Source organism: Roseibium denhamense, from assembly GCF_009711415.1.
GTDB lineage: Bacteria > Pseudomonadota > Alphaproteobacteria > Rhizobiales > Stappiaceae > Roseibium > Roseibium denhamense.
In genome coordinates this window covers 83,616-105,752 of sequence record NZ_SMLZ01000113.1, presented here as the reverse complement: position 1 = coordinate 105,752, position 22,137 = coordinate 83,616, and the positions used below count along the sequence as shown (strand labels likewise).

Here is a 22,137-nt window from a genome sequence, read left to right as displayed (position 1 = left end):
CGTGTCAACGAGGGAAAGAGACCGGCATGCCCACGGCGCAAGACACCACGATTTTCGCAAGCCAAGCCCTACTTCCGAGTGGCTGGGCGGAAAATGTCCGTATTGAGTTGTCAGCCAACGGCCAGATTTCCGGGGTCGAAACCGGGGCCAACTCGTCTGCGGGAGCGGACCACAAGGCCGGTATCTTGCTGCCCGCGCCGTCCAACCTGCACAGCCATGCCTTTCAGCGCGCGATGGCCGGGATGAGCGAACGCCGGGGCCAGGAAAGCCGTGACAGCTTCTGGACCTGGCGGCAGATCATGTTCCGGTTTCTCGATACGCTCACCCCGGAAGATGTCGAGGCGATTGCCGCCTTCGTGCAAATGGAAATGCTGGAGGCTGGATATGCCGGCGTCGGCGAGTTCCACTATCTCCATCACCAGCCGGGCGGGGAGCCCTATGGCAACCTTGCGGAAATGTCCGAGCGGATCATCTCTGCCGCCAGCGCGACCGGCATCGGCTTGACCTTGCTGCCGGTGCTTTACACCCATGGCGGCTGCGACAAGCGTCCGCTCGCGCCGGGACAAATCCGCTTCGGCAATGAGTTTGACCGGTTTCAGAAGCTGCATGAGCAGGCAGGAAACGCCCTGAAGTCCCTTGATCAAGATTGTATTTTGGGCGTCGCACCGCACTCCTTGCGCGCTGTCGATGTTGAGGGCCTGCAAAACTCGGTCGCGCTCGCGGGGCAAGAGCCCCTGCATATGCATCTGGCCGAGCAGGTTGCCGAAGTTGAGGAAGTCCTCGCGGCGGTGGGCAGACGGCCCGTCGAGTGGCTGCTGGAAAACCATGGTGTTTCGGCGAACTGGTGCCTGATCCACTGCACCCAGATGAAGCCGGAAGAAACGCGGGGGCTCGCCGCGACGGGGGCCGTTGCCGGCCTGTGTCCGATCACCGAATCAAGCCTCGGGGACGGCATTTTCGACGGCGTCCGCTATCTGGAGGCGGGTGGTAAGTTTGGGGTTGGGTCTGATTCCAACATCCGCATTTCCTTGTCAGAAGAGTTGCGCACGCTCGAATACTCCCAGCGCCTGCGCGACAAATGCCGGGCTTCCGTCGCAACACCGGACAAGTCCACAGGCCGTGTCCTGTTTGATGGCGCCGTTTCCGGCAGCGCGCAGGCCTGCGGACGCAAGTCTGGACAGATCGCGTCAGGATGCTTCGCGGATCTCGTTGCCCTTGATGCCGTGACCATTGATCTGGAAGGGCGTGCGGGTGACGAAATCCTGGATGCCTACATTTTCGCTGGCGACGACAGGATGGTGCAGGATGTCTGGTCCGCAGGCCGCCATGTTGTCACCGGCGGAACTCATGTAGAAGGCGACGAAATCCGCGCGCGATACCGCTCAACCATGAGCGCGCTGCGCGCCCGCCTCTAACAAGGAACCAACCCTCCGTGGCCCTGACCGATACAAACTCCTGGACGGGTATCCGCGAAGAGCTGCTTCGCCGGATCCATGACCGCGTCTGGGAGCCGGGCGCGCAGATCCCGCATGAGGCGGATCTGGCGGAGGAGTTCGGCTGCGCGCGCACGACCGTGAACCGGGCCCTGAGAGATCTGGCGGAAAGCGGGCTTGTCATCCGAAAGCGCCGGGCTGGCACCCGGGTTGCGCTCAATCCGCCGCAACGGGCAACGCTCACCATTCCGATCATCCGGGAGGAGGTCGAGGCGCTGGGCAAGACCTACCGCCACAGCCTCCTGGAGCGGGCGTACCAACCGGTTCCGCCCATGCTTCACGGTGTGTTTCACGCCTCGCTTGGCGAAGATGTGCTTTATCTCAAAACGCTCCACTTTGCCGATGAGCGGCCCTATGCGTTCGAAGAACGGCATATCAACCTAGACACGGTCCCGGAAGCGCGGCAGCGCAAGTTCGAGGTCTCCAGCGCGAATGAATGGCTGGTCCACAACGCGCCCTATAGCCGGGGAGACCTTTCCTTTTCCGCGCTCAACGCCAACGAGGATACGGCGCGGATCCTCGATTGCACGCAAGGCACCGCGCTCTTCGCCATGGAGCGCATCACCTGGACCGGCGATGCGCCAATCACCCATGTGAAGCTCATCTTCGCGCCCGGCTACCGGATGCGCAGCACCATTTAGCGGGTTTGCCGGCTCACCAAGCCGAAACGGCCAGCGAGGGTGTCGGCACCGTGTCCGGTTCCAGATCTTTTGCAACATAATCCCAGGCGGCAAGCGCAATCATGGCCGCATTGTCGGTCGCCCATTTGAGCGGCGGGAGGCAGGATTTGACACCGGTCTCGGTGCAGATCGCATCGACCTGCGCCCTTAGTTGCGGGCTGGCCGAGACGCCGCCGACCACCACCAGCGATTTCGGCTGGTACTCGTCAACGGCTCGGCGAAGTTTCTTTTCCAAAACATCCAGGCAGGCATCGACAAAGGATGTGGCAATGTCCTCCTTGGCGCAGTCCGGTTCTTTCTCCAGGAGCCGGGCAACACTGGATTTCAGCCCCGAGAAGGAAAACTCGTAGCCTTGGTGCATCATGGGGCGGGGAAAATCGAAGACGGACTTACCCGTTTTCGCAAGCTTGTCGATGGCCGGACCGCCAGGCATGCCAAGGCCGATCATTCTGGCGACCTTGTCATAGCTCTCACCGGCAGAATCGTCCCGCGTTGTGCCGAGAAGCGTCACGTCCGATTGGTTGGCCAGATAGGCGAGCAGCGTATGGCCGCCGGAGACCAGCAGCATGACCGCCGGATACTCGATCCGTTTTTCCTCAAGGTCCGGACTGCGCAAATGCCCGCGCAGGTGGTTGATGCCGTAGACCGGCTTGTCCCAGGCAAACCCAAGCGCCTGGCCCGCATTCACGCCCACCAGCAGCGATCCGATCAGACCGGGCCCGCGGGTGACGCCGATTGCCTTGATGCGGCTGCGGTCATGATCAACCGCCGCCATGACCTTGTCGACTGCGGGCAGGATGGCCTGCACATGCGCCCGGCTGGCAAGTTCGGGGAAGACGCCGCCATAGCCTGCGTGAATCTCGAACTGGTTGAAGGTTTCACAAGCGGCAATTGTCCCGTCCTGCGCCACAAGCGCAACGGACGTGTCATCGCAGGAGGTCTCGATGCCAAGGATCAGATCTTGTTGCCCCATGGTCACAGATACTCCGCAAGCTGAGCTTCACTAACCGCGCCAAGGCGCTCGATCACGGGTGGAGAAAGGCGGCAATTGACAATGGTGGAGGGAACCGCGCCGCAGTCTTCGCCCTCGACAGCCAGGTCTGGCTGTCCGGCAAGCTGATCGACGGCAGCCCGCACATTCGGCAAGGTTCCCATGCCTGACCGGTTGGCACTGGTCACAAACAGTGGTCCGGCGGCGTCCAGCACCTTCAGCAGGAACGGATCATTGGGCATGCGGAACGCCATTTCCTCCCGGCCGGACAGCCAGTCCGGCGTCCTGGATGGGTCGAGCCCAAGCACGATCGAAATCGGTCCGGGGCAAAAGGGTGAATTGATCAAGGCGAGAGCCTTGTCCGTGACAAGGGCACCAATGGCTTCCAGCGCCTCAACGGACGAAACCATGATCGGCAACTTCTTTTCGACCGGGCGCTCCTTGAGCGCAAAGACGCGGGCAACGGCATCCGGGTGCGCCGGGTGCGCGGCAAGGCCCAGCACCGTATCAGTAGGGATCAGGACAACTCCGCCGTCCTTGAGGCAGTGCGCAACGTTTTGAACATCAGGGTTCGACAGAAAAAGGTCGTTGGTTGTCATGAGGCCAGGTCTTTTGCCGCGATGTGATGTGCGCCGTCCATGTTCGTGATCGGCTCCAGATAGGTGAGAGTTCCGTTTGTGATCGGCAGAATCGGCGTCGTCTTTGCAAAACACGCAAGATCTGCAGCTGGAATGTCGATTTGCTCGGCTGCGGTTGCGCGCAAAGCCTCGGTTCCGATCCGGCGCAGCGGGCCGGCAAGCGCGAACGCCTTGCCTTCCGTCGCAAGGCGGGAAAAAAGCTGGTCCGGTGCTTCGCAGCCGCTCGCAACGCTATGTCCGGCCTCATAGTAGGCCCAGAAGCAGGCCCCGCCCGGAGACGGGCGCATGGCAAGGATCGGGCGGTCCGTCTTGCGCTTGGCATCAAGCATGGTGGCTTCCAGCGCGGAAACACCGGTCAGCGTCAAATTGGCCCCGTAGGACAGCGCGTTGGCAAAGCTCACACCCGCCCGGGTTGACGACAGGCCGCCTGGGCCAAGATCGACCATGACACCGGTGAGTGCGGACGTCTCTTTGCCGGCTTTTTGCATCAACGCTGAGTAAAGCGTACCGATATTCTTGGCAGCAGCCGTGTCCGGCGCGCGGCTGATCGCGTTCACCAGCTGGCCGGTCCCGTCGATAAGTCCGAGCGCATAGTCGCCGGAGGATGTTTGAATGGCGAGCTTCATGTCAGCTGTTCCCGCTCTGCGCATTTGAAAAGGCCTGGATCACCCCGTGCCAGCGCGGGCCAACGCCGGTCAGGGTGTAGGCTCTTGCCTCTTCGCCCCCGTCGGCAAACCCGATTTCCACCTGGAGATAGTCCTGAAACGCTTCCCTGACCTGTGAGCCCCACTCGATCAGTGTCAATGCGGTGGGAAAAAACTCCTCAACACCGAGGAACTGAAACTCCTGAACGCTCGACAACCTATAGGCATCGATATGGAAAATCTCGAAATCCGGCGCCTTATAGGTGTTGGTAATCACATAGGTCGGGCTGGATACCTGCGCATCGCTGCCGAGCGCTTTGCAGAGCACGGATGTGAAGGTGGTTTTTCCGGCAGCCAGCGGCCCGTCCAGGAGAATAATATCGCCCGCGCCGAGCTCGGCGGCCAGCCGGCGCGCAAGGGCATCGGCCGCTTTCAGGTCGGGGCAGTGCAGTGTAACGCTCCCGCCCTCATCTGCGTTCTTCTGATCAAGATGTGTGTCCAACAGGCACTCTCGGTTAAGTCACAACAACGGGTGTTTCAGTCAGATCATCGGGCCGGGGCGCTGAGTTTTTAGGTAGCGGTGCGCCGCTGTTGGCCGGTAGATCCGTGAAAGGGGCACTAGGTACCCAAAAACGCACTCATCTGCAAAGATTTTCGGGCAAAACCCGGCTTTAGGGGTGACGTTGGGGTCGCTGGGCTTTCAAAGCAAAAACACGATCTCCCGTAAAGGATGTAACTATCGAATCTGCGCGTTTCTTGTGAGATGCGTCCTGATTTTTACATCGCGTTAACCATGAAATGCGTATCTGAACACACTTATTACGCGAATTTCAGCGATCCATTTCTGTAAGGTTCAGCCGATGACCAGATCCATTTTTCTTGCATTGCCCATGCTTCTCGCCGCCCCAGCCGCAGTCTCTGCGGCCGATTTGGGGCCGAACAGCCCGATGCTCTATAAAACCGGAGCCTTGAGAGGAAGTATTGCGGTCCGTACCTGGTACAGCCGGTCGACAACGGACTTGAATACCGATGACTCATTCGGCCCATTTACGGGAGCAGATTTCCTCAGCACCGACGATATCAGTTCTTATACGTCGGAGCTTGTTTTCGAGCTGGAAGACACGTCCACGTCGGCTTTCTTCCGGGGATTGGTTGGGCTTGGAACGAATATTGGCGGAGATGCTAATGTTTTCGGAGCCGAGGCTGACCGGATGGAAGACACTGTGCTCGGTTACGTGATTGTCGACGGGGGATGGCAATTGGCGGCCACTGCGGACAATGCAGCCCGTGTGAACGCGTTCCTTGGTTATCATTTTTTATCCGATGATGCGGAAACGCAAACCGGAACAAGCGACTCCAAGTGGTCCCGGAATTGGCATGCCATTCGTCTGGGTGTTGGTGCTGAGGGCGCTATCAGTGATCGCATTGGCTGGTCCGTTGATGTGGCGGCCGTTCCCTGGGCGTATAACCAGCTGGATTTTGAGCAAAATGGTGTCTCCTTAGGGGACTGGAGAAACTCTTGGACCTACGGGTTTGAAGCGGATGCGATGCTCAATATCGGGGTGACCGACAATTGGGACATCGGTGTCGGAGGGCGCTACTGGTGGCTGCAGTCGAATTACGATCTGCGGTATATACCAACGAGCGAAAAAGTGGTGTTCGACCAGAACTATCAGCGTTACGGCGTCCTGGTGGAGAGCAAGTACAAGTTCTGACAGCTGCCTGAAACGAGCAATCAAGCCCGCTGGACCCAGCGGGCTTTTTGCGGTTTGAAGCCAGCACAACGGCTTCCGCTTTTCAAAGAAAAACTTCTATTTGCTAGGAATGGTGCTGCCGGAGAGATTTGAACTCTCGACCTCTCCCTTACCAAGGGAGTGCTCTACCCCTGAGCTACGGCAGCTTGCCAGGACCGGTGGGCGTGTGTTCCGGTCCGATCTCTCTCACACGGCGACCACTTTAGGCGCGCTTAGAGTGAAAGGAGGGGTTCCGAACAGCTGAGCCCTTCGGAATGAGGGGGCTTTTGCCACAAGCGCTTCGGCGACGCAAGCGCCGTTTTTGTTTTTTTCCAATTGGGAAAACGGCAATCCGGGCGCTGTTTCGACCTGGCAACGGTTCAGCAAACGAATCCCGCGATCTTGCCGTTTTCACAGCTTGTGGATATTTACCAACCGGGCGCCACAAGCGGCTTGGATGGGGTGTGGAATTTTCGCCATCTTTGCTGGCATGCAAACCACCTGCGGTTCGTGTCTTGTCGTGTCGGGCCTTTCCGCTGCCGGGAGCGTTGGACCATCCGTAGGATCAGGCTGGGCGCCACAAGGGTGATAATGGACGCATATGGAAAACGACGAGAAAAAACAACACGCTGAAGCTGGTGAAGATGGAACCGGGGAGGACCGGGCCAAAGCTGCTCAAAAACCGGCTGCCAAATCCAAAGAGGACCGGCTTGCGGAGGCTTTGCGTGCCAATTTGCGCCGCCGCAAATCCGCATCAAAGACGCGAAAGGCGCCGCAGGACTGAGCGGTGTCCGCAGGAAAGAGGACTGCCGGCCACAAATTTGCCGGACAGTGGCGCGAGCCTCGCCTTGCATGGGTCACAAGGAGCGTGTAGATCGCACGCTTGATCAATCAGGATAATATGGGATGCCCGCGCCTGGCAGCGCGCGGCTTGGGTTTCGGGGAACAGCATGGATAGCATTAGGGTCGTCGGCGGAGCAGAATTGAACGGCGTTATTCCCATTTCCGGGGCAAAGAACGCTGCGCTGCCTCTGATGATTGCCTCGCTCCTGACCGACGAGACCTTGACCTTGAGCAATGTGCCGCGGTTGCGGGATGTCGCTCAGCTGATGCAGATCCTCTCCAACCATGGCGTTGATTATTCCGTCAATGGAAAGCGCAACGGGCAGGACGGCCTCGCTGGCCAGACCCTCAATCTCACCGCCCGCGAAATCGTCGACACGACGGCACCTTATGAGCTGGTCTCCAAGATGCGCGCCAGCTTCTGGGTCGTCGGCCCGCTGGTGGCGCGGATGCACGAAGCACGGGTCTCCCTGCCGGGCGGCTGCGCCATCGGGACACGCCCGGTCGATTTCTTCATCGACGGTCTGGCGGCTCTTGGCGCTGATATTGAAATCGAGGCCGGATATGTCGTGGTCCGGGCCCCAGGTGGCCTCAAAGGCGCTCGGGTGGAATTCCCGCGAGTATCCGTTGGAGCGACCCATACGATCATGATGGCGGCCACACTGGCATCGGGCGAGACTGAAATTGTCAATGCCGCCCGTGAACCTGAAGTCGTGGACCTGGCGAAGTGCCTGAAGGCCATGGGCGCACGCATTGAAGGCGAGGGAACGTCCACGATCCGCATTCAGGGTGTGCCGCGGCTTCATGGCGCCCATCATGCCGTTGTCGCCGACCGGATTGAAACCGGTACCTACGCAATGGCTGTTGCAATGACCGGCGGCGATGTCATGCTGCAGGGCGCACGGGCCGATCTTCTTGAAAGCGCGCTGGAAACACTGCGCCAGACCGGCGCTGAAATCACCGCGACCGCGGACGGCGTCAAAGTCTACCGCAATGGCAATGGTATTCAGCCCGTCGACGTGACAACCGAGCCGTTTCCCGGCTTTCCGACCGACCTACAGGCGCAGTTCATGGCCCTGATGACCAAGGCGGGCGGCAGCAGCCGGATCACCGAGACAATCTTTGAAAACCGCTTCATGCATGTGCAGGAACTGGCCCGGCTCGGTGCGCAGATCCATATTGACGGCCGTACGGCAACTGTCGACGGTGTCGGGACGCTGCGGGGCGCGCCGGTTATGGCAACGGATCTCCGGGCATCTGTGTCGCTCGTCATCGCGGGCCTTGCCGCGGAAGGCGAGACCATGGTCAACCGGGTCTATCACCTGGATCGCGGCTTTGAGCGGCTTGAAGAGAAGCTGACCCGCTGCGGGGCGCAGATCGAGCGTATTTCCAATTAAGCTTTTCTCTAGCCGGAAATTTGTCCGGCAGGATGTCACCTGCCGTCGAGGTCCTGCCGGATTGCGCGGCCGCGTGACGTGAAAGACGGTCCGGGTGTTCCGGGCGCCCCGGTCATGACGGATTCCGAGAGGGGACTGAGGGCCGGCACAGCCGACGACCATGTCACAATAAAGTTCGCTCCGATCCCGCCCGTTGTATCGTTGATGGGAACTAGCAGCGAGATCGACTGAAAGGGCGCCAGATCGACCGGGTCTTCGATGAGATTCCGCAAGGGAGCGCCTGCTTCATCGTGATACACGGCACTTTCCAGACGGATCGGCGTTTCCGGATCGATGTTGTGAACAGAAAGCGTTGCCGCCAGAAGCTCTGAGCGGCTTTCATAAGTGAAGATGCGCGAGTAGGCGGGCACATAAACCGTTTCGCCCAGATATCTTTTAAGCGCATCATCAGCGAAAACTGTGTGCGGCAGCGATGCCAGCAGCAGGGCGGTCAACATCCGGAACATGATCAAGCTTTTCCAGGCTGTGAGCGGGAGATCCAAGTCGTCTCATAGAAAATCTGTCGTCTTGAATACCATGCTGACATGGTGAACCCTGATTTGGAAGTGCGCAGAGCATCGCACTCACCCGCACCGCCATGGCTTTTTGAAGCTAGGGCCTTTACAGCAGAAGCTGATAGAGTGCACCGCTGCGGCGTCGGGTGTCGCGCAAGGTAGGGGGACGAATTGAAAAACGCGCTGATGATCAAGCTTGTTGTTCAGTTAACCTTTGGTGTGGTCGCGCTTCTTTCAGCGTTCTTGTTTCCCTGGCCCTATGGGGCAGGGATCTGCGTCGTGCTGGTTCTTGCCGGATGGATCATTTCCCACTTTCTCTACAAGACGTTCCGGAAGGCGGATGAAACAAGTGCCGAGCTTCACCGGCGCTTGAACGAAATGGACAACGGCTCCAAGTAATATCAAAGACAACTGATTATAACCTATCCGAAAGCCCTCTAACCCCCGTCAGATGGGTCATAGTCAATTGTCTTTGGTATAAGCCGGACAGCATTCATCGTTGCCAACGCCTGGAAACAAGGCTAGGTCAACGGCCTTGGATTTCGCTCGAATTTCCCTACATCCTGACATCGATGTAAAAACAAACCGGATCGATTATCGAATATCATGGATCAACTGAAACTCTCCGCACTTGATGAAGAAGACCTGCAGGTCCTGTCGGCCCATGTGCAGGATGCCGTATTGACCGTGGCGGATATCCGCTTTCTCCCGAAAGAGCAAAAGGCGGTTTTTGTCATGAACCGGTTTGTCTGGGACAAGAACGCCGACAAACGCTCAAAACAGCATGAGCGCCGGCGTTCGGCCCTGTCTTTTTCGCAAGTGACTGCCATGAAGGCGCAGAATATCCGTCAGGACGCCAAGGCTGAAGTGCTGGAGTTGCTGGCTGTGACCTTCTCGGCAAAAGACGCACCGTCCGGCGAGATCCTGCTCGCATTTGCCGGGGGCGGAAGCCTGCGTCTTACGGTCGATTGCATTGAAGCGCAGCTGGCAGATCTCGGTGCGGCTTGGGCAACGCCCAATTTGCCCAGCCATGACCTGACCTGACCTTACCTGATCTGGCCCAAAAGACCCTATTTGATGCTTGGGGTGCGATGCACCTGACTGATGGAGACCCGTGTGGTTCTAAGCCTGACAAACACAGCCCCTGATTTCGAAGCGCAGTTCAAAGCCTTGCTCTCCGGTAAGCGCGAAGTGTCTGAAGATGTGGACCAGATCGTGCGCGATATCCTGGAGGACGTCCGCGCCCGGGGGGATGAAGCCGTTCTGGAATACACCGAGCGGTTTGACCGCCTTCAGGCAGCCTCGATGGCGGAGCTCAAGGTTACCAGTGCCGAGATTGAGGCGGCTGTCCGCGAGGTGCCGGCTCAGACGCTGGACGCCCTTCAGCTGGCACATGACCGGATATATGCGCATCACAGCCGTCAGGTCCCCAAGGACGACCGTTACACGGACCCGATTGGTGTTGAGCTCGGCTCATTGTGGACGCCGGTCGAGGCGGTCGGGATTTACGTGCCGGGTGGATCGGCCAGCTATCCGAGTTCCGTCTTGATGAATGCGGTCCCGGCGAAAGTGGCCGGAGTCGAGCGCATTGTCATGGTGGTGCCGAGCCCGGATGGGGTTTTGAACCCGTTGGTTCTGGCCGCTGCAAAGGTCGCTGGCGTATCGGAGATCTACCGGATTGGCGGCGCGCAAGCTGTTGCAGCGCTTGCTTATGGAACCGGGACAATTGCGCCGGTCGCCAAGATTGTGGGACCGGGCAACGCATTCGTCGCAGCCGCCAAGCGGCGGGTCTTCGGCACGGTCGGCATCGACATGATCGCCGGCCCCTCTGAAGTGCTGATCATCGCGGATGAGGGAAACAATGCGGATTGGCTGGCGGCCGATCTTCTGGCCCAGGCCGAACACGACACAGCGGCCCAATCGATCTTGATCACAACGAGTTCAGAGCTCGCGGATCAGGTGGAGGCTGCGGTTGAGAGCCAGTTGAAGATGCTGCCGCGGGAAGAAGTCGCCCGGGCCAGCTGGCAGGACTTTGGGGCGATCATTCTGGTTAACAGCCTGGACGAGGCCATGCCCTTGTCCAACCGGATTGCACCGGAGCATCTCGAGCTGGCGGTTGCCGATCCGGAAGCCCTGCTCAAAAAAGTGCGTAATGCCGGGGCCGTTTTCATGGGGCACCACACGCCCGAAGCGATTGGCGATTATATCGGCGGCTCCAACCACGTCCTGCCAACCGCCCGCTCTGCCAGGTTCTCCTCAGGATTATCCGTTCTGGAGTTCGTCAAGCGGACATCCATTTTGAAGTGCAATTCGGACAATTTGCGTGCACTTGGTCCGGCTGCAATCGCGCTTGGCGAAGCGGAGGGCTTGTCGGCGCACGCGCGTTCTGTTTCCATCCGATTGAACATCTAAGGGACGTCCTTGCACTGGAGCCGTTAAACCATGACCGATCCTCAGCCAGACGCCACCGGACAACCGGCTTCGGGAAAGCTGGTTGATGTGGTTTTGGATGAAGCGTCGATTGCCCGCTCCACGCCGGAAGTTGAACACGACCGGGCCGTGGCGATTTATGATCTGATCGAGGAGAACGCGTTTCAGCCGGTGGGGCATCCCGTGCAGAACTATATTTTGAACCTGTCCGTGGTGGAAAAAAGGCTTGTTCTGCAAATACGGACGGAGGCGGGGGACGATGTGATTACCCACGTCCTGTCCCTGTCGCCCTTACGCAAGGTGGTCAAGGACTACGATCTTATCTGCGAGAGCTATTACGAGGCCATCCGGCACGCCACACCAAGCCAGATAGAAGCGATCGACATGGGCCGGCGCGGCGTTCACAATGAAGGATCCACTATTCTGATGGAGCGCCTCAACGGCAAGATCGCCGTGGACATGCCGACGGCCCGGCGGCTGTTCACATTGGTTTACGCCCTGCACTGGAAGGGCTGAGCGAAGTGGCCGCGCCGGACCTGCGTCCGACGGCAGTTTTGTTTGCCTGCAGCATGAACGCTGTGCGCTCGCCCATGGCCGAGGCGATCGCCCAAAAGCTTTTTCCCAACCAGATCTATGTGCGCTCCGCCGGTGTACGGCCCGGAAAAGTCGACCCGTTTGTGGATGCCGTGATGGCCGAAATCGGGGCCGACATGAGCAAGCACAGCCCAAAGACGTTTGAGGACCTCGATGAATCCGGCTTCGATCTGGTGATCACCCTTGCACCAGAGGCGCACCACAAGGCGCTCGAGCTGACACGGACCGATGCTGTCGATGTCGAATACTGGCCGACGCTCGACCCGACGCTAGCCAGCGGCAGCCGCGAGCAGATCCTGTCCGAATACAGGGCGGTGCGGGATCAGTTGATGATGCGGATCAAGAAACGCCTTCACTGGACACCGCCGCCGAGCGGGTGATAAGGCGGAGCCGGTTTGAACTGGGAGTTGACATGTCGGAGCCTGTGGCGCCTATCCGGACAGAGCGGCTTTTGTTGCGTCCTTTCCTGCGCAGCGACGCAAATGCCCTGTTTGAGTACCAGTCACTGGAGGAGGTGGCCCGGTATCATTACTGGGAGCCCCCGGACGCTGAAAGAATTCCATCGCAAGCTGGATGACTGGGTGGAGATGAACGCGCTCAGTGGCGAGGGAACACTGGAATTCGCCATTTGCCGTGCGGACGGGGGCGGTCTGATCGGCGATATCTCCTTGCGGATTACCAACGTAGAGGCTGGCCAGGCGGAAATCGGCTTCTCGTTGCATCCAGGCCGTCAAGGCAAGGGCTATGCACTTGAAGCCGCGTCCGCTTTTCTGGAGTTCGGGTTCGGGGCGCTGAAGCTCCACCGTATCTTCGGGCGGTGCGACGCGCGCAATGCCGGCTCCTGGAAACTCATGGAGCGCCTCGGAATGCGCCGCGAGGCACATTTCCGCGAACATGCGCTTTTCAAGGGAGAGTGGGACGAAGAGTACTACTATGCGATTCTGAACCGAGAATGGCAGGCAAGGACTGGCGAACAGCCGCCGCAGGAGCTGAAAACGGCCCTGAATGGCTGGGAAACCGGCCCCTTGTAGAATTCTCGGTTTGCTAAGAAAGAATGGTTCACTTTCTAAGCCTAATCCGTTAGGTTCCCCCGCACCTGCGGGCCAGCCCGCCTCATTCAGGATAAAATATGGCTAAAGAAGAAGCTCTGGAGTTTCCGGGCGTCGTAACAGAACTGTTGCCGAATGCGACGTTCCGCGTAAAACTTGAAAATGAACACGAAATCATCGCTCACACCGCTGGGCGTATGCGTAAGAACCGGATCCGCGTGCTTGCGGGCGATAAGGTTCTGGTGGAAATGACCCCGTATGACCTTACCAAGGGACGCATCACCTACCGCTTCAAGTAGGCAGTGCAGGTGAAGCAGAGCGGAAAGCATTTTGCGTCCATGACCACGGCCCCTCAGTTGATCCTGGCATCTGCTTCCCCGCGCAGGCTTGCCCTGCTGCAGCAGATCGGTCTCGAACCCGATCATCTCATGCCCGCCGATATCGACGAGACGCCGAAGAAGCACGAAACACCGCGGTCGCTTGCGATGCGGCTTGCCCGCTCAAAGGCCGAAACCGTCCGGCAGGCGGCGGATGCGTCCGAGAGCCTTCAGGACGGCGTTGTCCTGGCGGCCGATACGGTTGTCGCTGCGGGCCGCCGCGCTCTGCCAAAGGCCGAACTGACCGATCAGGCGCTGTTGTGCTTGTCGCTTCTGTCCGGCCGCGGACACCGGGTGTTTACCGGCGTTGCGGTTGCCCAGCCGGGCGGCAAGATCCGGTCCAAGCTCGTTGAGACAAGGGTGCGTTTCAAGAAGCTGTCGCGCCAGGACATGGACGAGTACATTGCTTCTGGAGAATGGCGCGGAAAGGCCGGCGGTTATGCCATTCAGGGCCTTGCCGGCAGCTTTGTCGTGAAGCTGGTCGGGTCTTACCCGGCTGTTGTTGGTTTGCCTCTCGTTGAAACCGCAAATCTCCTCAGCGCCGCCGGGTATCCCATCCACCGGGGCTGGGCCACCGGTGCCGCCTGAGCGGCCTCATGGCAGTAACAACAATCCGCACGATGGGAGGGCAGTTTGACCGGTATATCTAACGAGACATCACGGCGGCGGATGCGCCCGTGCCCGATCTGTTCCAAAATGTCGACCCCGGCGGACTACCCCTTCTGCTCGGACCGCTGCGCAAAGGTTGACCTCAACCGCTGGTTTTCAGAAGGCTACACAATTCCTGTTGTCGAAACCGATGACATCGAAGATTTTGACGATGGTGATGGCGCGGACAGGTCTTGACCACGTCGAATGACAGCCTGATCTAGCACGCGGTAACATCCCGGATTTCTGACGATTTTCAGAAACATGAGTTCTGGCTCGCCGGGTGTGAGGCAGCGCCGCTGCGGGCCGAAAATTACCCGGCAAAATAAATTCATGATTCCTTATGGTGATCTGCTTGCGGTTGTCACAAAACTGCACCAAGATTTGCTTGCACCGATTTCCTGGCCGGGAAAAGCTCCGGGCGGGCCGCAGAGAACGACTGTTTTCGCGCCTGGCCCGGCCTCCCGGCAGTGTGGAGGATATGGTGACCGGTGGTTTTGCCGCCGGGTGACGTAATTTCCTTAACTTAAGGGCGAGGGTTCCATGAAGAAGTCACTCCTGAGCGCGGCGGTCCTGTCTGCGGCAACAGCGTTGTCCAGTGCGGCCTATGCCGACTTTTCGCTAACGGTTCTGCATATCAACGACCTGCATTCGCGCATTGAATCAATCAACAAATACGATTCAACTTGCGATGCTGAATCGGAAGCGGCTGGGGAATGCTTTGGCGGGATTGCCCGGATCAAGACAAAGATTGATGAACGCCGGGCCGCGCTCGAGGCTGACGGCAAGGCCGTCCTGACCGTCGATGCGGGCGACCAGTTCCAAGGCTCGCTGTTCTACACCACCTACAAAGGGTTTGCAGCCGTCGAGTTCATGAACGGTATGGGCTTCGACATGATGGCCGTCGGCAACCACGAGTTTGACGATGGCCCGGCTGCTCTTGCGAATTTCCTCTCCAAGGCCGAGTTCCCGATCCTGTCCGGCAATATCGACGTGTCCGCTGATGAAGCGCTGGCCGGTAAAATCCCGGGCGTGCTGATCGTCGAAAAGGGCGGCGAACAGATCGCATTGGTTTCAACGCTTGCCGAAGATACGGCCGAAACGTCGTCGCCAGGTGATGATGTGCGGTTCCTGTCGGCTGAAGACTACCTGAAAGGTGCGGTCGAAGGCCTTGAGGCCGCTGGTATCAACAAGATCATTGCCGTTACGCATATGGGGCTCAGCCGCGACAAGCAGATTGCCGCGACCGTTCCTGGCATTGACCTGATCGTTGGCGGTCACTCCCATACGCTTTTGTCCAATACTCAAGAGCGTGCATCAGACGTTTATCCGGTAATGGTTGAAAACCCGGATGGCCAGCAGGTGCCGATTGTCCAAGCCTATGCCTATGGCAAGTTTCTCGGCGAAATCGAGGTCACCTGGGATGATGCCGGCAATGTTGTCTCCGCTTCCGGCGAGCCGATCCTGCTGGACGCCTCTGTTGAGCCGGACGCAGCCTTTGCCGCACGCGTTGCCGAACTGGCAGCCCCGATTGAGGAACTGAAAGCCAAGGTGATCGGTTCATCGGATGCCGCAATTGACGGTGATCGCGGATCCTGCCGTGCCGGCGAATGCCAGATGGGCAACCTGGTTGCCGATGCCATGCTTGACCGGGTCAAGGACCAGGGCATTCAGATCGCCATTCAAAATGGTGGCGGGTTGAGGGCTTCCATCGACGCGGGTGAAGTCACGATGGGAGAGGTGCTCACCGTCCTGCCGTTCCAGAACACGGTCGCAACATTCCAGTTGAAGGGCTCTGATGTGATCGCGGCTCTGGAAAATGGCGTGTCGAAGGTTGAGGAAGGCGCCGGGCGGTTCCCGCAGGTGGCCGGTCTGAAATACACTTGGACCCAGAAGAAGCCGGCCGGTGAGGGCCGCATCCTTCTGGTCGAAGTGATGGAAGATGGTGCCTGGACAGCCATCGATCCGGACAAGACCTACGGGGTTGTTTCCAACAACTACATGCGCGGTGGCGGTGATGGCTATTCCGTCTTCGCCGAGAAGGGCGAAAACGCCTATGACTACGGTCCGGGCCTTGAAATTGTTGTCGCGGATTTCATTGCTGCAGGCGATGGCTATACACCCTACACCGATGGCCGCATCACCGAGCAGTGATCCGGCCACTGCGAGATCAGCGGGTGGTGAATCGGACCTGGTTCACTGCCCAAAGCTGATCGATTGTGGTGCGGTCGAGCTTGATGGCAACGCTCCACACAACTGCGGTCATCCCGGTCAAGCGCAGCGCGAACCGGGATGACGGTCTGTCACGGTTTGGCAAGGCTTCTCCCCTCCCTCCGTCATCCTGGGGCCTGACCCGAGGATCCATTCCGTTTCCTCGCCCCACGCAGGGCTGATCGAATGGAACGCTCACGGGATGGATCCCGCATCAAGTGCGGGATGACAGCAGAGGGTGTGGCGGGCACTCACCTTTCGTGGTCAGCGCTCGTCAAAACAATGAGGTGATGACGAAATTAGAGTTTGTCGGCGCTCTTGGGCGATTTAAACAAAACGCCCGTAGCTCCAACATGCACCCGGCCTGACCGGGCTTCATCCAAGCCGTTCCGGATTTCGTCCGGAACGGCATTTTCATGACCGGTGCGGACCGCGGGCAGGGTCGTGGCAGGAATTTTTAAGTGGCTGAAATAGCTGATCCTTTTTGGTCTGGAGCCAGCCGGATTTTTATCCCCAGGAACAGTGTCGCCGATTTGCAAAAAACTTTGCCGGGGCGCTGGACAAGGGCTGGATCTGCTTCTATAAGAGCCGGGCTTTCAGCGAACGGGCACCCCGCCCGCCTGTCAGACGCCCGGATAGCTCAGTTGGTAGAGCAGCGGATTGAAAATCCGCGTGTCGGTGGTTCGAATCCGCCTCCGGGCACCACTCATCTTCCCAAATTCTATACCAAATAAATCGCTTGCGCATGCTGCCCGGTGTCCTCAGTGTTCGCCGCTGCGAGCGTCCATGTCATTTACCATTAAAAGTCGTCCCCGCTTTAATCTGGTCATGGAGGTTGAACGCCACTGTGATTTGGTGCACCGTTTTGACGTAACGTAAGAAAGAGGGCGGGGCCTTGGGCATGCGGAGAACTATATGGCTGATGCAGCTTGGGTTTTTCGTTCTCTGTTCGATATTTGGATTGGTCGCGAAAGCAGAAGACCGGGCGCTGGTCTTGACCGGGTTTGAGGCGCCACCTTACCTGTATCTTGATGCAAGCGGGGTGCCCACCGGTCTTTTGGTGGATATTGTAAGGGGTGCGTCAGAAGAATCTGGAGTTCCGGTCAAATTCCTTGTTACGAGCTGGCCTCGGGCACAGCTGGAAACAGAGCGCGGCCGGGCTGATCTCATTTTTCCGGTCGTTTACACGAAGGAACGTGAGGCCTGGCTCGAATATCCGATTGATCCAATTACCCAATTCGAGATGATGATCTTTGCGCACAAGGACGCGCCTTTTTCGTTTTCCGGGGATGCATCAGACCTCCATGGAATGACAATCGGCAAAATAGCAAATGGCCGGATGCATCCGAATTTCAGAGCGCTCGAAGAAAGCGGCAAGGCGACTGTCGAAGGGCGTGAATCCATCGAGGAGCTGCTGCGCGGATCACAATTGCGCAGGCTAGATGCCTTTGTCGCTCCTTATCTTTTGACTATCTGGACCGCTAATAATTTGGGCATCTCCGCCGTTAAGGAGTTCCAGGATCCGATCGGCGTGTCGGACATATTCCTGGCGCTGTCCAAAAAATCCGCAAATGCGGATCTGTGGGAGCGTTTCCAGCCGCACCTTCCCTCGCTGAGATCCGCAGAGAGGAAGTTTATCGCAGAGCTGCGCTAGCGCGTGTCGCATTATGTCCAATCCCTCATGTGTCGTTTTTTGCGTTGAAATCATTGATCTCAGAAAGTGAAAGACGACACCGATTAAATGCGATTTGCGCTAAATCTGCGGGCAATACACCGGAAACAGCTTAACGTTCAACGCTGCTCTCTTGGTCAGGGGGCGGGCATCTTTGGGCGTTTCCTGCAGCAGCCCGATGCCAGCGCGGAGCCTGCCATTAATCGTCCTCAGTTTCCCGCTCGCCCGCGCGCGGGGAAGGGCCAGTGTCAAAGCGGGGGTTGGCGGTCTTGAGGACCGGCAGGCGCAGGGAAACGTTCTCGCGGCTTTCGCGCCAGACCACGAACAGGCCGGATGCGATAATGATACTTGACCCGATACCGACATAGATGTCGGGGAATTCCATGAAGAACAGGGCGCCGAAGGCGGTAGCCCAAAGGATCTGGCTGTATTGGATCGGCGCAATCACGGCCGCAGGGGCTGCCCGGTAGGCGCCGATGATGCAGTGCTGTGCAAGGACCGACAGGAGACCCACACAAGCCATCAGCGCAAGGTCGGTGAGGGCAACGGGCTGATAACCGGCCGGCATCATCACGGACATGGCGATCATTGAAAAGATCATCGGATAAAGGATCAGGACAGCCGGGCGTTCGGTGCCGCCAAGCTTGCGCACCAACACGGTGGCCAGCGCGTTGGCGCAGGCGGCCACAAGCGCTGCCAAATGGCCCAGAGACAGCTCGGTGACGCCGGGCCTTAAAACCACCAGAACACCGATCAGGCCGACTATCACCGCGGCCCATCGTTGAAGCCGGACGGTTTCGCCCAAAAGCGGGACAGACAAAGCAGTAACCAGAAGCGGGGTTGCAAACAAAAGGGCGTAGACTTCCGCAAGCGGCAGGGTGGTGAAGGCATAGAACCCGCCGGACATGGCCACAATCGCCATGCTGGAGCGCAACAACACCAGACCGGGGCGCCTTGGGCGGAAGTTCGACCGCTCCTTGTCCGCCAGCATCAGCATGGACATCGGGACAAAGGCGAACAGCATGGCAAAGAAGATGATCTGGAACACCGAGTAGGTCTCGCCCAGAACCTTGATGATCGCATCATGGGTGGAAAACAGGGCGAAGGCCGTGAGTGCCGTCAGAATTCCCTTGATTGTTCCGGACATGGCATCTTCCTGAAGGAGCCGCGCGGGGAAGGTAGGGGCCAGCCCAAGCCTGAGGCCATGCCGGGCGGCGGTGCGCGTTCAATTTTGCAGTTCGGTCCTGTTACCAGACCTTGCCCATTTTCCAAAGCGCTGTGAATTCCGGCAAGGCTTCATCTTGGAGAAGCAGCATTCCACGTGGTCGCGGTCTATTCCATTTCAGACAAACACCCGGGCCAGCGTGGCAACCGCAAGGGCGGTCGCTGCGCGTTTCGGGCCGCTCAAGCCTTCCGGCCCCGGGACCTGCAGCGTGACCTTGTTCAGGTCCGCCGCATCCAGGGCATCGAGATCTGCCGATTTGGCAGCCTCCTCGGCCGCATACCTGACATCGTCGACCATCCGGACAAGAGATTGCCAAATGTACAGCGGCGGGGCCTCGTCCGTGTTGCGCCAGCGAAGAATGAGCGTCTCCGTGACGTTCAGTTCGGTGGCTGCCTCTGTCGGTGAGAGCCCAAGATAGTCAACTATATCACTGAAATTACTCATGAAAAAACTTTATCACAGGATGTGAACTGATGATCATGTGGATATATTGCACTGCAATAAGGCAAAAGTGAAGCGGTTTACCGATTGTGAGTTAACTTTTGATCCGGCAAACCAAAACATCCGCCGGTCGGGCTGTGATTCTGGCAAGCTGCATGCGCAGTTTTCCCAAGCCTTGGTGGCCCGGTCCGGGCTTTCTCCTTGTTGGAAGCGCCAATTATCTGAAAAGTCTTGTGAAAATTGATATCGGTGGAAAACGGATGGCTGCCCGATTGTCCCGTACGGTTAATGATAGGTTTATGTGCCTAACCAATTGATTTGCAGACAGCCGCCGGACCTCGTTGATGAAGTTCAAGGGAAAATCCTTTATTGCGATCGTGCTTTCACCGGCCTCGCCGTACGATGCCTGGTTTGCTGAAATCGACCGCATCATTGCACGTACTCCTGGGTTTTTTATTGACCGGCCAATCGTCCTCGACGTGCGCGGGACGAACATTGCGATTGAGGATCTGGAGACCGTGTTGGCAGGTCTCGCTGAGCGGTCAGTCAAGGTGTTCGGGATTGACGGTATTGCTGGCACGCGCCTGAAGCCGGGCATGCCGCCAAGCTTCGGCGGCGGGCGGCTCACCGCCGAGGTGGATGTGCCGCAGCCAGCCGATTGCGGTTCTGGGACCGGCGAAGACGCCGACAAGAAGGCCGCCAAGACCGACGAAAACACTGGGGAAGGTGGGCTGCCCAAAAAGGATGGAGCGCCCGGAAAGGACGTTTCCGCAGTCCAGTCCGATGATGCACCCGGTGACGCGCCCAGACGCGCGGGGGCGGCCATCAAAAAAGATAACGGGACTGCGGGCAAAGCAAAGGGCGACAGTTCTGAGCCTGCTCCTAATGCTCCGGCCGGGACCAAGGCGTCAGAGGCCAAAAATGGACCAGCAGACACCGAAACATCCGCAGGCAAATCCGGCGGCATACCCAAGCAGGGCGGACTTGCCGGCCCGGCCTCCGTTGCAAGTGGCTCATCCATTGTCATTACGGAACCGGTGCGCTCAGGCCAAAGCGTCCTGCATCCGGATGGTGATGTCACGGTCATCGGCTCGGTCAGCTCGGGGGCAGAGATTATCGCGGGCGGGTCCATCCACATTTACGGCGCCTTGCGCGGACGGGCTTTAGCCGGGGTCGCAGGCAAGGACTGTGCCCGGATCTTTTGCACGAAACTGGATGCCGAGCTGGTGTCCATCAATGGTCTTTACAAAGTCGCGGATGATTTCAACGCGGACTTCAAGAACGCACCGGCGCAGATCCGGTTCGAGAACGAGACCCTTGTTTTCGAAGAACTGAATTAACCAAGGCCGAGATGGCCCGGGCAACGGGACGGCTGACAACGATGGGACGAACACCATGAGCAACGCCACTGTAGTAGTGGTTACGTCAGGCAAAGGCGGGGTTGGCAAGACGACCAGCACAGCCGCGCTGGCGTCGGCGCTGGCCAAGGAAGGCTATCAGGTTTGCGCAATCGATTTTGATGTTGGCCTGCGCAATCTCGACCTGATCATGGGGGCGGAACGCCGCGTCGTCTTCGACCTCGTCAACGTTGTCCGCGGTGAAGCCTCGATCAAGCAGGCTCTGGTGCGCGACAAGAAGCTGAACAACCTCTATCTCCTTCCGGCGTCGCAGACCCGCGACAAGGATGCCTTGACCGAGGAGGGTGTTGCGAGCGTGATTAGCGAATTGCGCATGTATTTCGACTGGATCATCTGCGACAGTCCTGCCGGGATTGAACGCGGGGCGACGCTTGCAATGCGCTATGCGGACGAGGCAATTATCGTGTCCAATCCGGAGGTGTCCTCCGTCCGCGATTGTGACCGGATCATCGGCTTGCTGGATGCCAAGACCAAGGTTGCCGAAGATGGCGGCCGGATGCCGAAACATCTTCTCATCACACGGTATGACACGGACCGTGCCAAGACCGGTGACATGCTGGCGACCGACGATGTGGTCGATATCCTGTCCGTACCGCTGATTGGCGTCGTGCCGGAAAGCAAGGATGTGCTGAAAGCATCCAACGTCGGCCTTCCGGTCACGCTCTCCGATGAAACCTCACCGGCATCGAGGGCCTATACGGAGGCGACCCGCCGGCTTCTTGGCGAAAACATTCCGGTCACGATCCCGGAAGAAAAGAAAGGCTTCTTCGGCAAGATCTTCAAGGGGAGGGCGGCATGAACATCCTCAGCCTCTTTGGCAAAAGAGGCCAGAGTGCCTCGGTCGCCAAGAACCGGCTGCAGATCCTTCTCGCGCATGAACGGGCAGCCGATGGGTCCGATGCGGTTCTGATCTCGAACCTCAGGGAAGATATTCTGGCAGTCGTGGCCAAGCGGATCGCGATAGATCCCGATTCCGTACGCCTTGAAATGGACCGGTCCGGCGATGTGACGACCCTCGGCATCGATATTGAATTGCCGCCGACGGCCAGAGCGTCCTGAAGGATGGCTTAAGTTCAAAAAGACCGGCTGGCAAATATCG

The 22,137-nt window shown here is 58.7% G+C and carries 27 protein-coding genes and 2 tRNA genes; 21 read left to right on the top strand and 8 right to left on the bottom strand.

All coding sequences use genetic code 11. The features are described from left to right. Window positions 1-26 precede the first annotated feature (26 nt). Window positions 27-1,415 carry a formimidoylglutamate deiminase gene (locus E1180_RS16905; protein WP_155192841.1) on the top strand — a complete coding sequence of 463 codons (1,389 nt, stop codon included), beginning with the start codon at window positions 27-29 and terminating at the stop codon, window positions 1,413-1,415. A gap of 17 nt (window positions 1,416-1,432) precedes the next feature. Then, window positions 1,433-2,134 (top strand): GntR family transcriptional regulator, encoded by a 702-nt coding sequence (locus E1180_RS16900; protein WP_283404542.1) that lies wholly within the window; start codon window positions 1,433-1,435, stop codon window positions 2,132-2,134. A gap of 13 nt (window positions 2,135-2,147) precedes the next feature. Here E1180_RS16900 and tsaD read toward each other — a convergent pair whose 3' ends face one another. From tsaD to tsaE, 4 genes are read right to left on the bottom strand one after another with little or no spacing between them, the layout of a single operon-like run. Further along, entirely contained in the window at window positions 2,148-3,146 is a 999-nt protein-coding gene (gene tsaD / locus E1180_RS16895) for a tRNA (adenosine(37)-N6)-threonylcarbamoyltransferase complex transferase subunit TsaD (RefSeq protein ID WP_155192839.1), read from the bottom strand. Between the two features lie 2 nt (window positions 3,147-3,148). After that, window positions 3,149-3,763: an L-threonylcarbamoyladenylate synthase gene (locus tag E1180_RS16890; protein WP_155192836.1), complete on the bottom strand. Its 615-nt coding sequence runs from the start codon at window positions 3,761-3,763 to the stop codon at window positions 3,149-3,151. Continuing rightward, window positions 3,760-4,428, bottom strand: a complete 669-nt coding sequence (locus E1180_RS16885) for a hypothetical protein (protein ID WP_196220632.1) — start codon at window positions 4,426-4,428, stop codon at window positions 3,760-3,762. Before E1180_RS16885 ends, E1180_RS16890 begins: the two co-directional genes overlap by 4 nt. A 1-nt stretch (window position 4,429) precedes the next feature. Continuing rightward, window positions 4,430-4,948, bottom strand: coding sequence for a tRNA (adenosine(37)-N6)-threonylcarbamoyltransferase complex ATPase subunit type 1 TsaE (gene tsaE / locus E1180_RS16880; protein WP_196220631.1), 519 nt, complete (start codon window positions 4,946-4,948; stop codon window positions 4,430-4,432). Between the two features lie 358 nt (window positions 4,949-5,306). Here tsaE and E1180_RS16875 point away from each other — a divergent pair, with 358 nt between their 5' ends. Beyond that, complete coding sequence (locus E1180_RS16875; RefSeq protein WP_155192816.1) at window positions 5,307-6,161, top strand: hypothetical protein; 855 nt, start codon at window positions 5,307-5,309, stop codon at window positions 6,159-6,161. Between the two features lie 110 nt (window positions 6,162-6,271). Here E1180_RS16875 and E1180_RS16870 read toward each other — a convergent pair. Then, window positions 6,272-6,346, bottom strand: a tRNA-Thr gene (locus E1180_RS16870). Window positions 6,347-6,780: 434 nt separating this feature from the next. Here E1180_RS16870 and E1180_RS16865 point away from each other — a divergent pair. Continuing rightward, the gene (locus E1180_RS16865) at window positions 6,781-6,963 is read left to right on the top strand and encodes a hypothetical protein (RefSeq protein WP_155192814.1); all 183 of its coding nucleotides are present in this window, start codon (window positions 6,781-6,783) and stop codon (window positions 6,961-6,963) included. A gap of 166 nt (window positions 6,964-7,129) precedes the next feature. Next, window positions 7,130-8,419: a UDP-N-acetylglucosamine 1-carboxyvinyltransferase gene (gene murA, locus E1180_RS16860; RefSeq protein WP_155192811.1), complete on the top strand. Its 1,290-nt coding sequence runs from the start codon at window positions 7,130-7,132 to the stop codon at window positions 8,417-8,419. A gap of 35 nt (window positions 8,420-8,454) precedes the next feature. Here murA and E1180_RS16855 read toward each other — a convergent pair whose 3' ends face one another. Continuing rightward, window positions 8,455-8,925 carry a DUF3124 domain-containing protein gene (locus E1180_RS16855; protein WP_155192809.1) on the bottom strand — a complete coding sequence of 157 codons (471 nt, stop codon included), beginning with the start codon at window positions 8,923-8,925 and terminating at the stop codon, window positions 8,455-8,457. 219 nt (window positions 8,926-9,144) lie between these two features. Between E1180_RS16855 and E1180_RS16850 the strand changes: the two genes are divergently transcribed. The 13 genes from E1180_RS16850 (at window position 9,145) to E1180_RS16795 (ending at window position 17,936) form a co-directional block, all read left to right on the top strand. Then, window positions 9,145-9,372, top strand: a complete 228-nt coding sequence (locus E1180_RS16850; protein ID WP_155192808.1) for a hypothetical protein — start codon at window positions 9,145-9,147, stop codon at window positions 9,370-9,372. A 207-nt stretch (window positions 9,373-9,579) separates the two neighbouring features. Then, complete coding sequence (locus E1180_RS16845; protein ID WP_155192806.1) at window positions 9,580-10,017, top strand: DUF2948 family protein; 438 nt, start codon at window positions 9,580-9,582, stop codon at window positions 10,015-10,017. 72 nt (window positions 10,018-10,089) lie between these two features. Continuing rightward, a complete protein-coding gene (hisD, locus tag E1180_RS16840; RefSeq protein ID WP_283404552.1) occupies window positions 10,090-11,385 on the top strand; it encodes a histidinol dehydrogenase in 1,296 nt (431 codons plus the stop codon). A gap of 30 nt (window positions 11,386-11,415) precedes the next feature. Beyond that, on the top strand, window positions 11,416-11,919 hold the full coding sequence (locus tag E1180_RS16835; RefSeq protein ID WP_155192801.1) for a UPF0262 family protein: 504 nt from the start codon (window positions 11,416-11,418) through the stop codon (window positions 11,917-11,919). A 5-nt stretch (window positions 11,920-11,924) separates the two neighbouring features. After that, window positions 11,925-12,377, top strand: coding sequence for an arsenate-mycothiol transferase ArsC (locus tag E1180_RS16830; RefSeq protein WP_283404543.1), 453 nt, complete (start codon window positions 11,925-11,927; stop codon window positions 12,375-12,377). 32 nt (window positions 12,378-12,409) lie between these two features. Continuing rightward, window positions 12,410-12,574: a GNAT family N-acetyltransferase gene (locus E1180_RS22540; RefSeq protein ID WP_244314108.1), complete on the top strand. Its 165-nt coding sequence runs from the start codon at window positions 12,410-12,412 to the stop codon at window positions 12,572-12,574. Next, entirely contained in the window at window positions 12,522-13,028 is a 507-nt protein-coding gene (locus E1180_RS16825; RefSeq protein ID WP_341873563.1) for a GNAT family N-acetyltransferase, read from the top strand. The genes E1180_RS22540 and E1180_RS16825 overlap by 53 nt, the downstream gene beginning before the upstream one ends. A 98-nt stretch (window positions 13,029-13,126) precedes the next feature. Next, window positions 13,127-13,345, top strand: a complete 219-nt coding sequence (gene infA / locus E1180_RS16820) for a translation initiation factor IF-1 (protein ID WP_068413114.1) — start codon at window positions 13,127-13,129, stop codon at window positions 13,343-13,345. A gap of 39 nt (window positions 13,346-13,384) precedes the next feature. Beyond that, a complete protein-coding gene (locus E1180_RS16815) occupies window positions 13,385-14,011 on the top strand; it encodes a Maf-like protein (RefSeq protein ID WP_155192797.1) in 627 nt (208 codons plus the stop codon). Between the two features lie 45 nt (window positions 14,012-14,056). Beyond that, entirely contained in the window at window positions 14,057-14,269 is a 213-nt protein-coding gene (yacG, locus tag E1180_RS16810) for a DNA gyrase inhibitor YacG (RefSeq protein WP_425280925.1), read from the top strand. Window positions 14,270-14,614: 345 nt separating this feature from the next. Then, window positions 14,615-16,225, top strand: coding sequence for a bifunctional metallophosphatase/5'-nucleotidase (locus tag E1180_RS16805; RefSeq protein ID WP_155192794.1), 1,611 nt, complete (start codon window positions 14,615-14,617; stop codon window positions 16,223-16,225). 686 nt (window positions 16,226-16,911) lie between these two features. Further along, window positions 16,912-16,987 (top strand) — tRNA-Phe (locus E1180_RS16800). Between the two features lie 196 nt (window positions 16,988-17,183). Further along, window positions 17,184-17,936, top strand: coding sequence for a transporter substrate-binding domain-containing protein (locus E1180_RS16795; RefSeq protein WP_155192791.1), 753 nt, complete (start codon window positions 17,184-17,186; stop codon window positions 17,934-17,936). A 217-nt stretch (window positions 17,937-18,153) separates the two neighbouring features. Here the strand turns inward: E1180_RS16795 and E1180_RS16790 are convergent, their stop codons facing one another. Together E1180_RS16790 and E1180_RS16785 are read right to left on the bottom strand one after the other, a co-directional pair. Continuing rightward, window positions 18,154-19,101 carry a DMT family transporter gene (locus E1180_RS16790; protein ID WP_155192789.1) on the bottom strand — a complete coding sequence of 316 codons (948 nt, stop codon included), beginning with the start codon at window positions 19,099-19,101 and terminating at the stop codon, window positions 18,154-18,156. Between the two features lie 195 nt (window positions 19,102-19,296). Then, a complete protein-coding gene (locus E1180_RS16785; RefSeq protein WP_155192787.1) occupies window positions 19,297-19,623 on the bottom strand; it encodes a hypothetical protein in 327 nt (108 codons plus the stop codon). A 341-nt stretch (window positions 19,624-19,964) separates the two neighbouring features. On the opposite strand from E1180_RS16785, the gene minC reads away from it, so the two are divergent. Genes minC through minE form a run of 3 tightly spaced genes read left to right on the top strand, consistent with a single transcriptional unit; the run spans window position 19,965 to window position 22,097 of the window. Next, the gene (gene minC, locus E1180_RS22270) at window positions 19,965-20,960 is read left to right on the top strand and encodes a septum site-determining protein MinC (RefSeq protein ID WP_244314100.1); all 996 of its coding nucleotides are present in this window, start codon (window positions 19,965-19,967) and stop codon (window positions 20,958-20,960) included. Window positions 20,961-21,015: 55 nt separating this feature from the next. Further along, on the top strand, window positions 21,016-21,837 hold the full coding sequence (gene minD / locus E1180_RS16770; protein WP_155192785.1) for a septum site-determining protein MinD: 822 nt from the start codon (window positions 21,016-21,018) through the stop codon (window positions 21,835-21,837). Continuing rightward, window positions 21,834-22,097: a cell division topological specificity factor MinE gene (minE, locus tag E1180_RS16765; RefSeq protein ID WP_155192782.1), complete on the top strand. Its 264-nt coding sequence runs from the start codon at window positions 21,834-21,836 to the stop codon at window positions 22,095-22,097. Before minD ends, minE begins: the two co-directional genes overlap by 4 nt. The last annotated feature ends 40 nt before the right edge of the window (window positions 22,098-22,137 follow it).

What these genes read in the sequence shown, in the direction of transcription:
- E1180_RS16905 (WP_155192841.1), top strand. Translation starts at nt 27, where the DNA reads ATGCCCACGGCGCAAGACACCACGATTTTCGCAAGCCAAGCCCTACTT.
- tsaD (WP_155192839.1), bottom strand. Translation starts at nt 3,146, where the DNA reads ATGGGGCAACAAGATCTGATCCTTGGCATCGAGACCTCCTGCGATGAC.
- E1180_RS16890 (WP_155192836.1), bottom strand. Translation starts at nt 3,763, where the DNA reads ATGACAACCAACGACCTTTTTCTGTCGAACCCTGATGTTCAAAACGTT.
- E1180_RS16885 (WP_196220632.1), bottom strand. Translation starts at nt 4,428, where the DNA reads ATGAAGCTCGCCATTCAAACATCCTCCGGCGACTATGCGCTCGGACTT.
- E1180_RS16875 (WP_155192816.1), top strand. Translation starts at nt 5,307, where the DNA reads ATGACCAGATCCATTTTTCTTGCATTGCCCATGCTTCTCGCCGCCCCA.
- E1180_RS16865 (WP_155192814.1), top strand. Translation starts at nt 6,781, where the DNA reads ATGGAAAACGACGAGAAAAAACAACACGCTGAAGCTGGTGAAGATGGA.
- murA (WP_155192811.1), top strand. Translation starts at nt 7,130, where the DNA reads ATGGATAGCATTAGGGTCGTCGGCGGAGCAGAATTGAACGGCGTTATT.
- E1180_RS16855 (WP_155192809.1), bottom strand. Translation starts at nt 8,925, where the DNA reads ATGTTCCGGATGTTGACCGCCCTGCTGCTGGCATCGCTGCCGCACACA.
- E1180_RS16845 (WP_155192806.1), top strand. Translation starts at nt 9,580, where the DNA reads ATGGATCAACTGAAACTCTCCGCACTTGATGAAGAAGACCTGCAGGTC.
- E1180_RS16835 (WP_155192801.1), top strand. Translation starts at nt 11,416, where the DNA reads ATGACCGATCCTCAGCCAGACGCCACCGGACAACCGGCTTCGGGAAAG.
- E1180_RS22540 (WP_244314108.1), top strand. Translation starts at nt 12,410, where the DNA reads ATGTCGGAGCCTGTGGCGCCTATCCGGACAGAGCGGCTTTTGTTGCGT.
- infA (WP_068413114.1), top strand. Translation starts at nt 13,127, where the DNA reads ATGGCTAAAGAAGAAGCTCTGGAGTTTCCGGGCGTCGTAACAGAACTG.
- E1180_RS16815 (WP_155192797.1), top strand. Translation starts at nt 13,385, where the DNA reads ATGACCACGGCCCCTCAGTTGATCCTGGCATCTGCTTCCCCGCGCAGG.
- E1180_RS16805 (WP_155192794.1), top strand. Translation starts at nt 14,615, where the DNA reads ATGAAGAAGTCACTCCTGAGCGCGGCGGTCCTGTCTGCGGCAACAGCG.
- E1180_RS16795 (WP_155192791.1), top strand. Translation starts at nt 17,184, where the DNA reads ATGCGGAGAACTATATGGCTGATGCAGCTTGGGTTTTTCGTTCTCTGT.
- E1180_RS16790 (WP_155192789.1), bottom strand. Translation starts at nt 19,101, where the DNA reads ATGTCCGGAACAATCAAGGGAATTCTGACGGCACTCACGGCCTTCGCC.
- E1180_RS16785 (WP_155192787.1), bottom strand. Translation starts at nt 19,623, where the DNA reads ATGAGTAATTTCAGTGATATAGTTGACTATCTTGGGCTCTCACCGACA.
- minC (WP_244314100.1), top strand. Translation starts at nt 19,965, where the DNA reads ATGAAGTTCAAGGGAAAATCCTTTATTGCGATCGTGCTTTCACCGGCC.
- minD (WP_155192785.1), top strand. Translation starts at nt 21,016, where the DNA reads ATGAGCAACGCCACTGTAGTAGTGGTTACGTCAGGCAAAGGCGGGGTT.
- minE (WP_155192782.1), top strand. Translation starts at nt 21,834, where the DNA reads ATGAACATCCTCAGCCTCTTTGGCAAAAGAGGCCAGAGTGCCTCGGTC.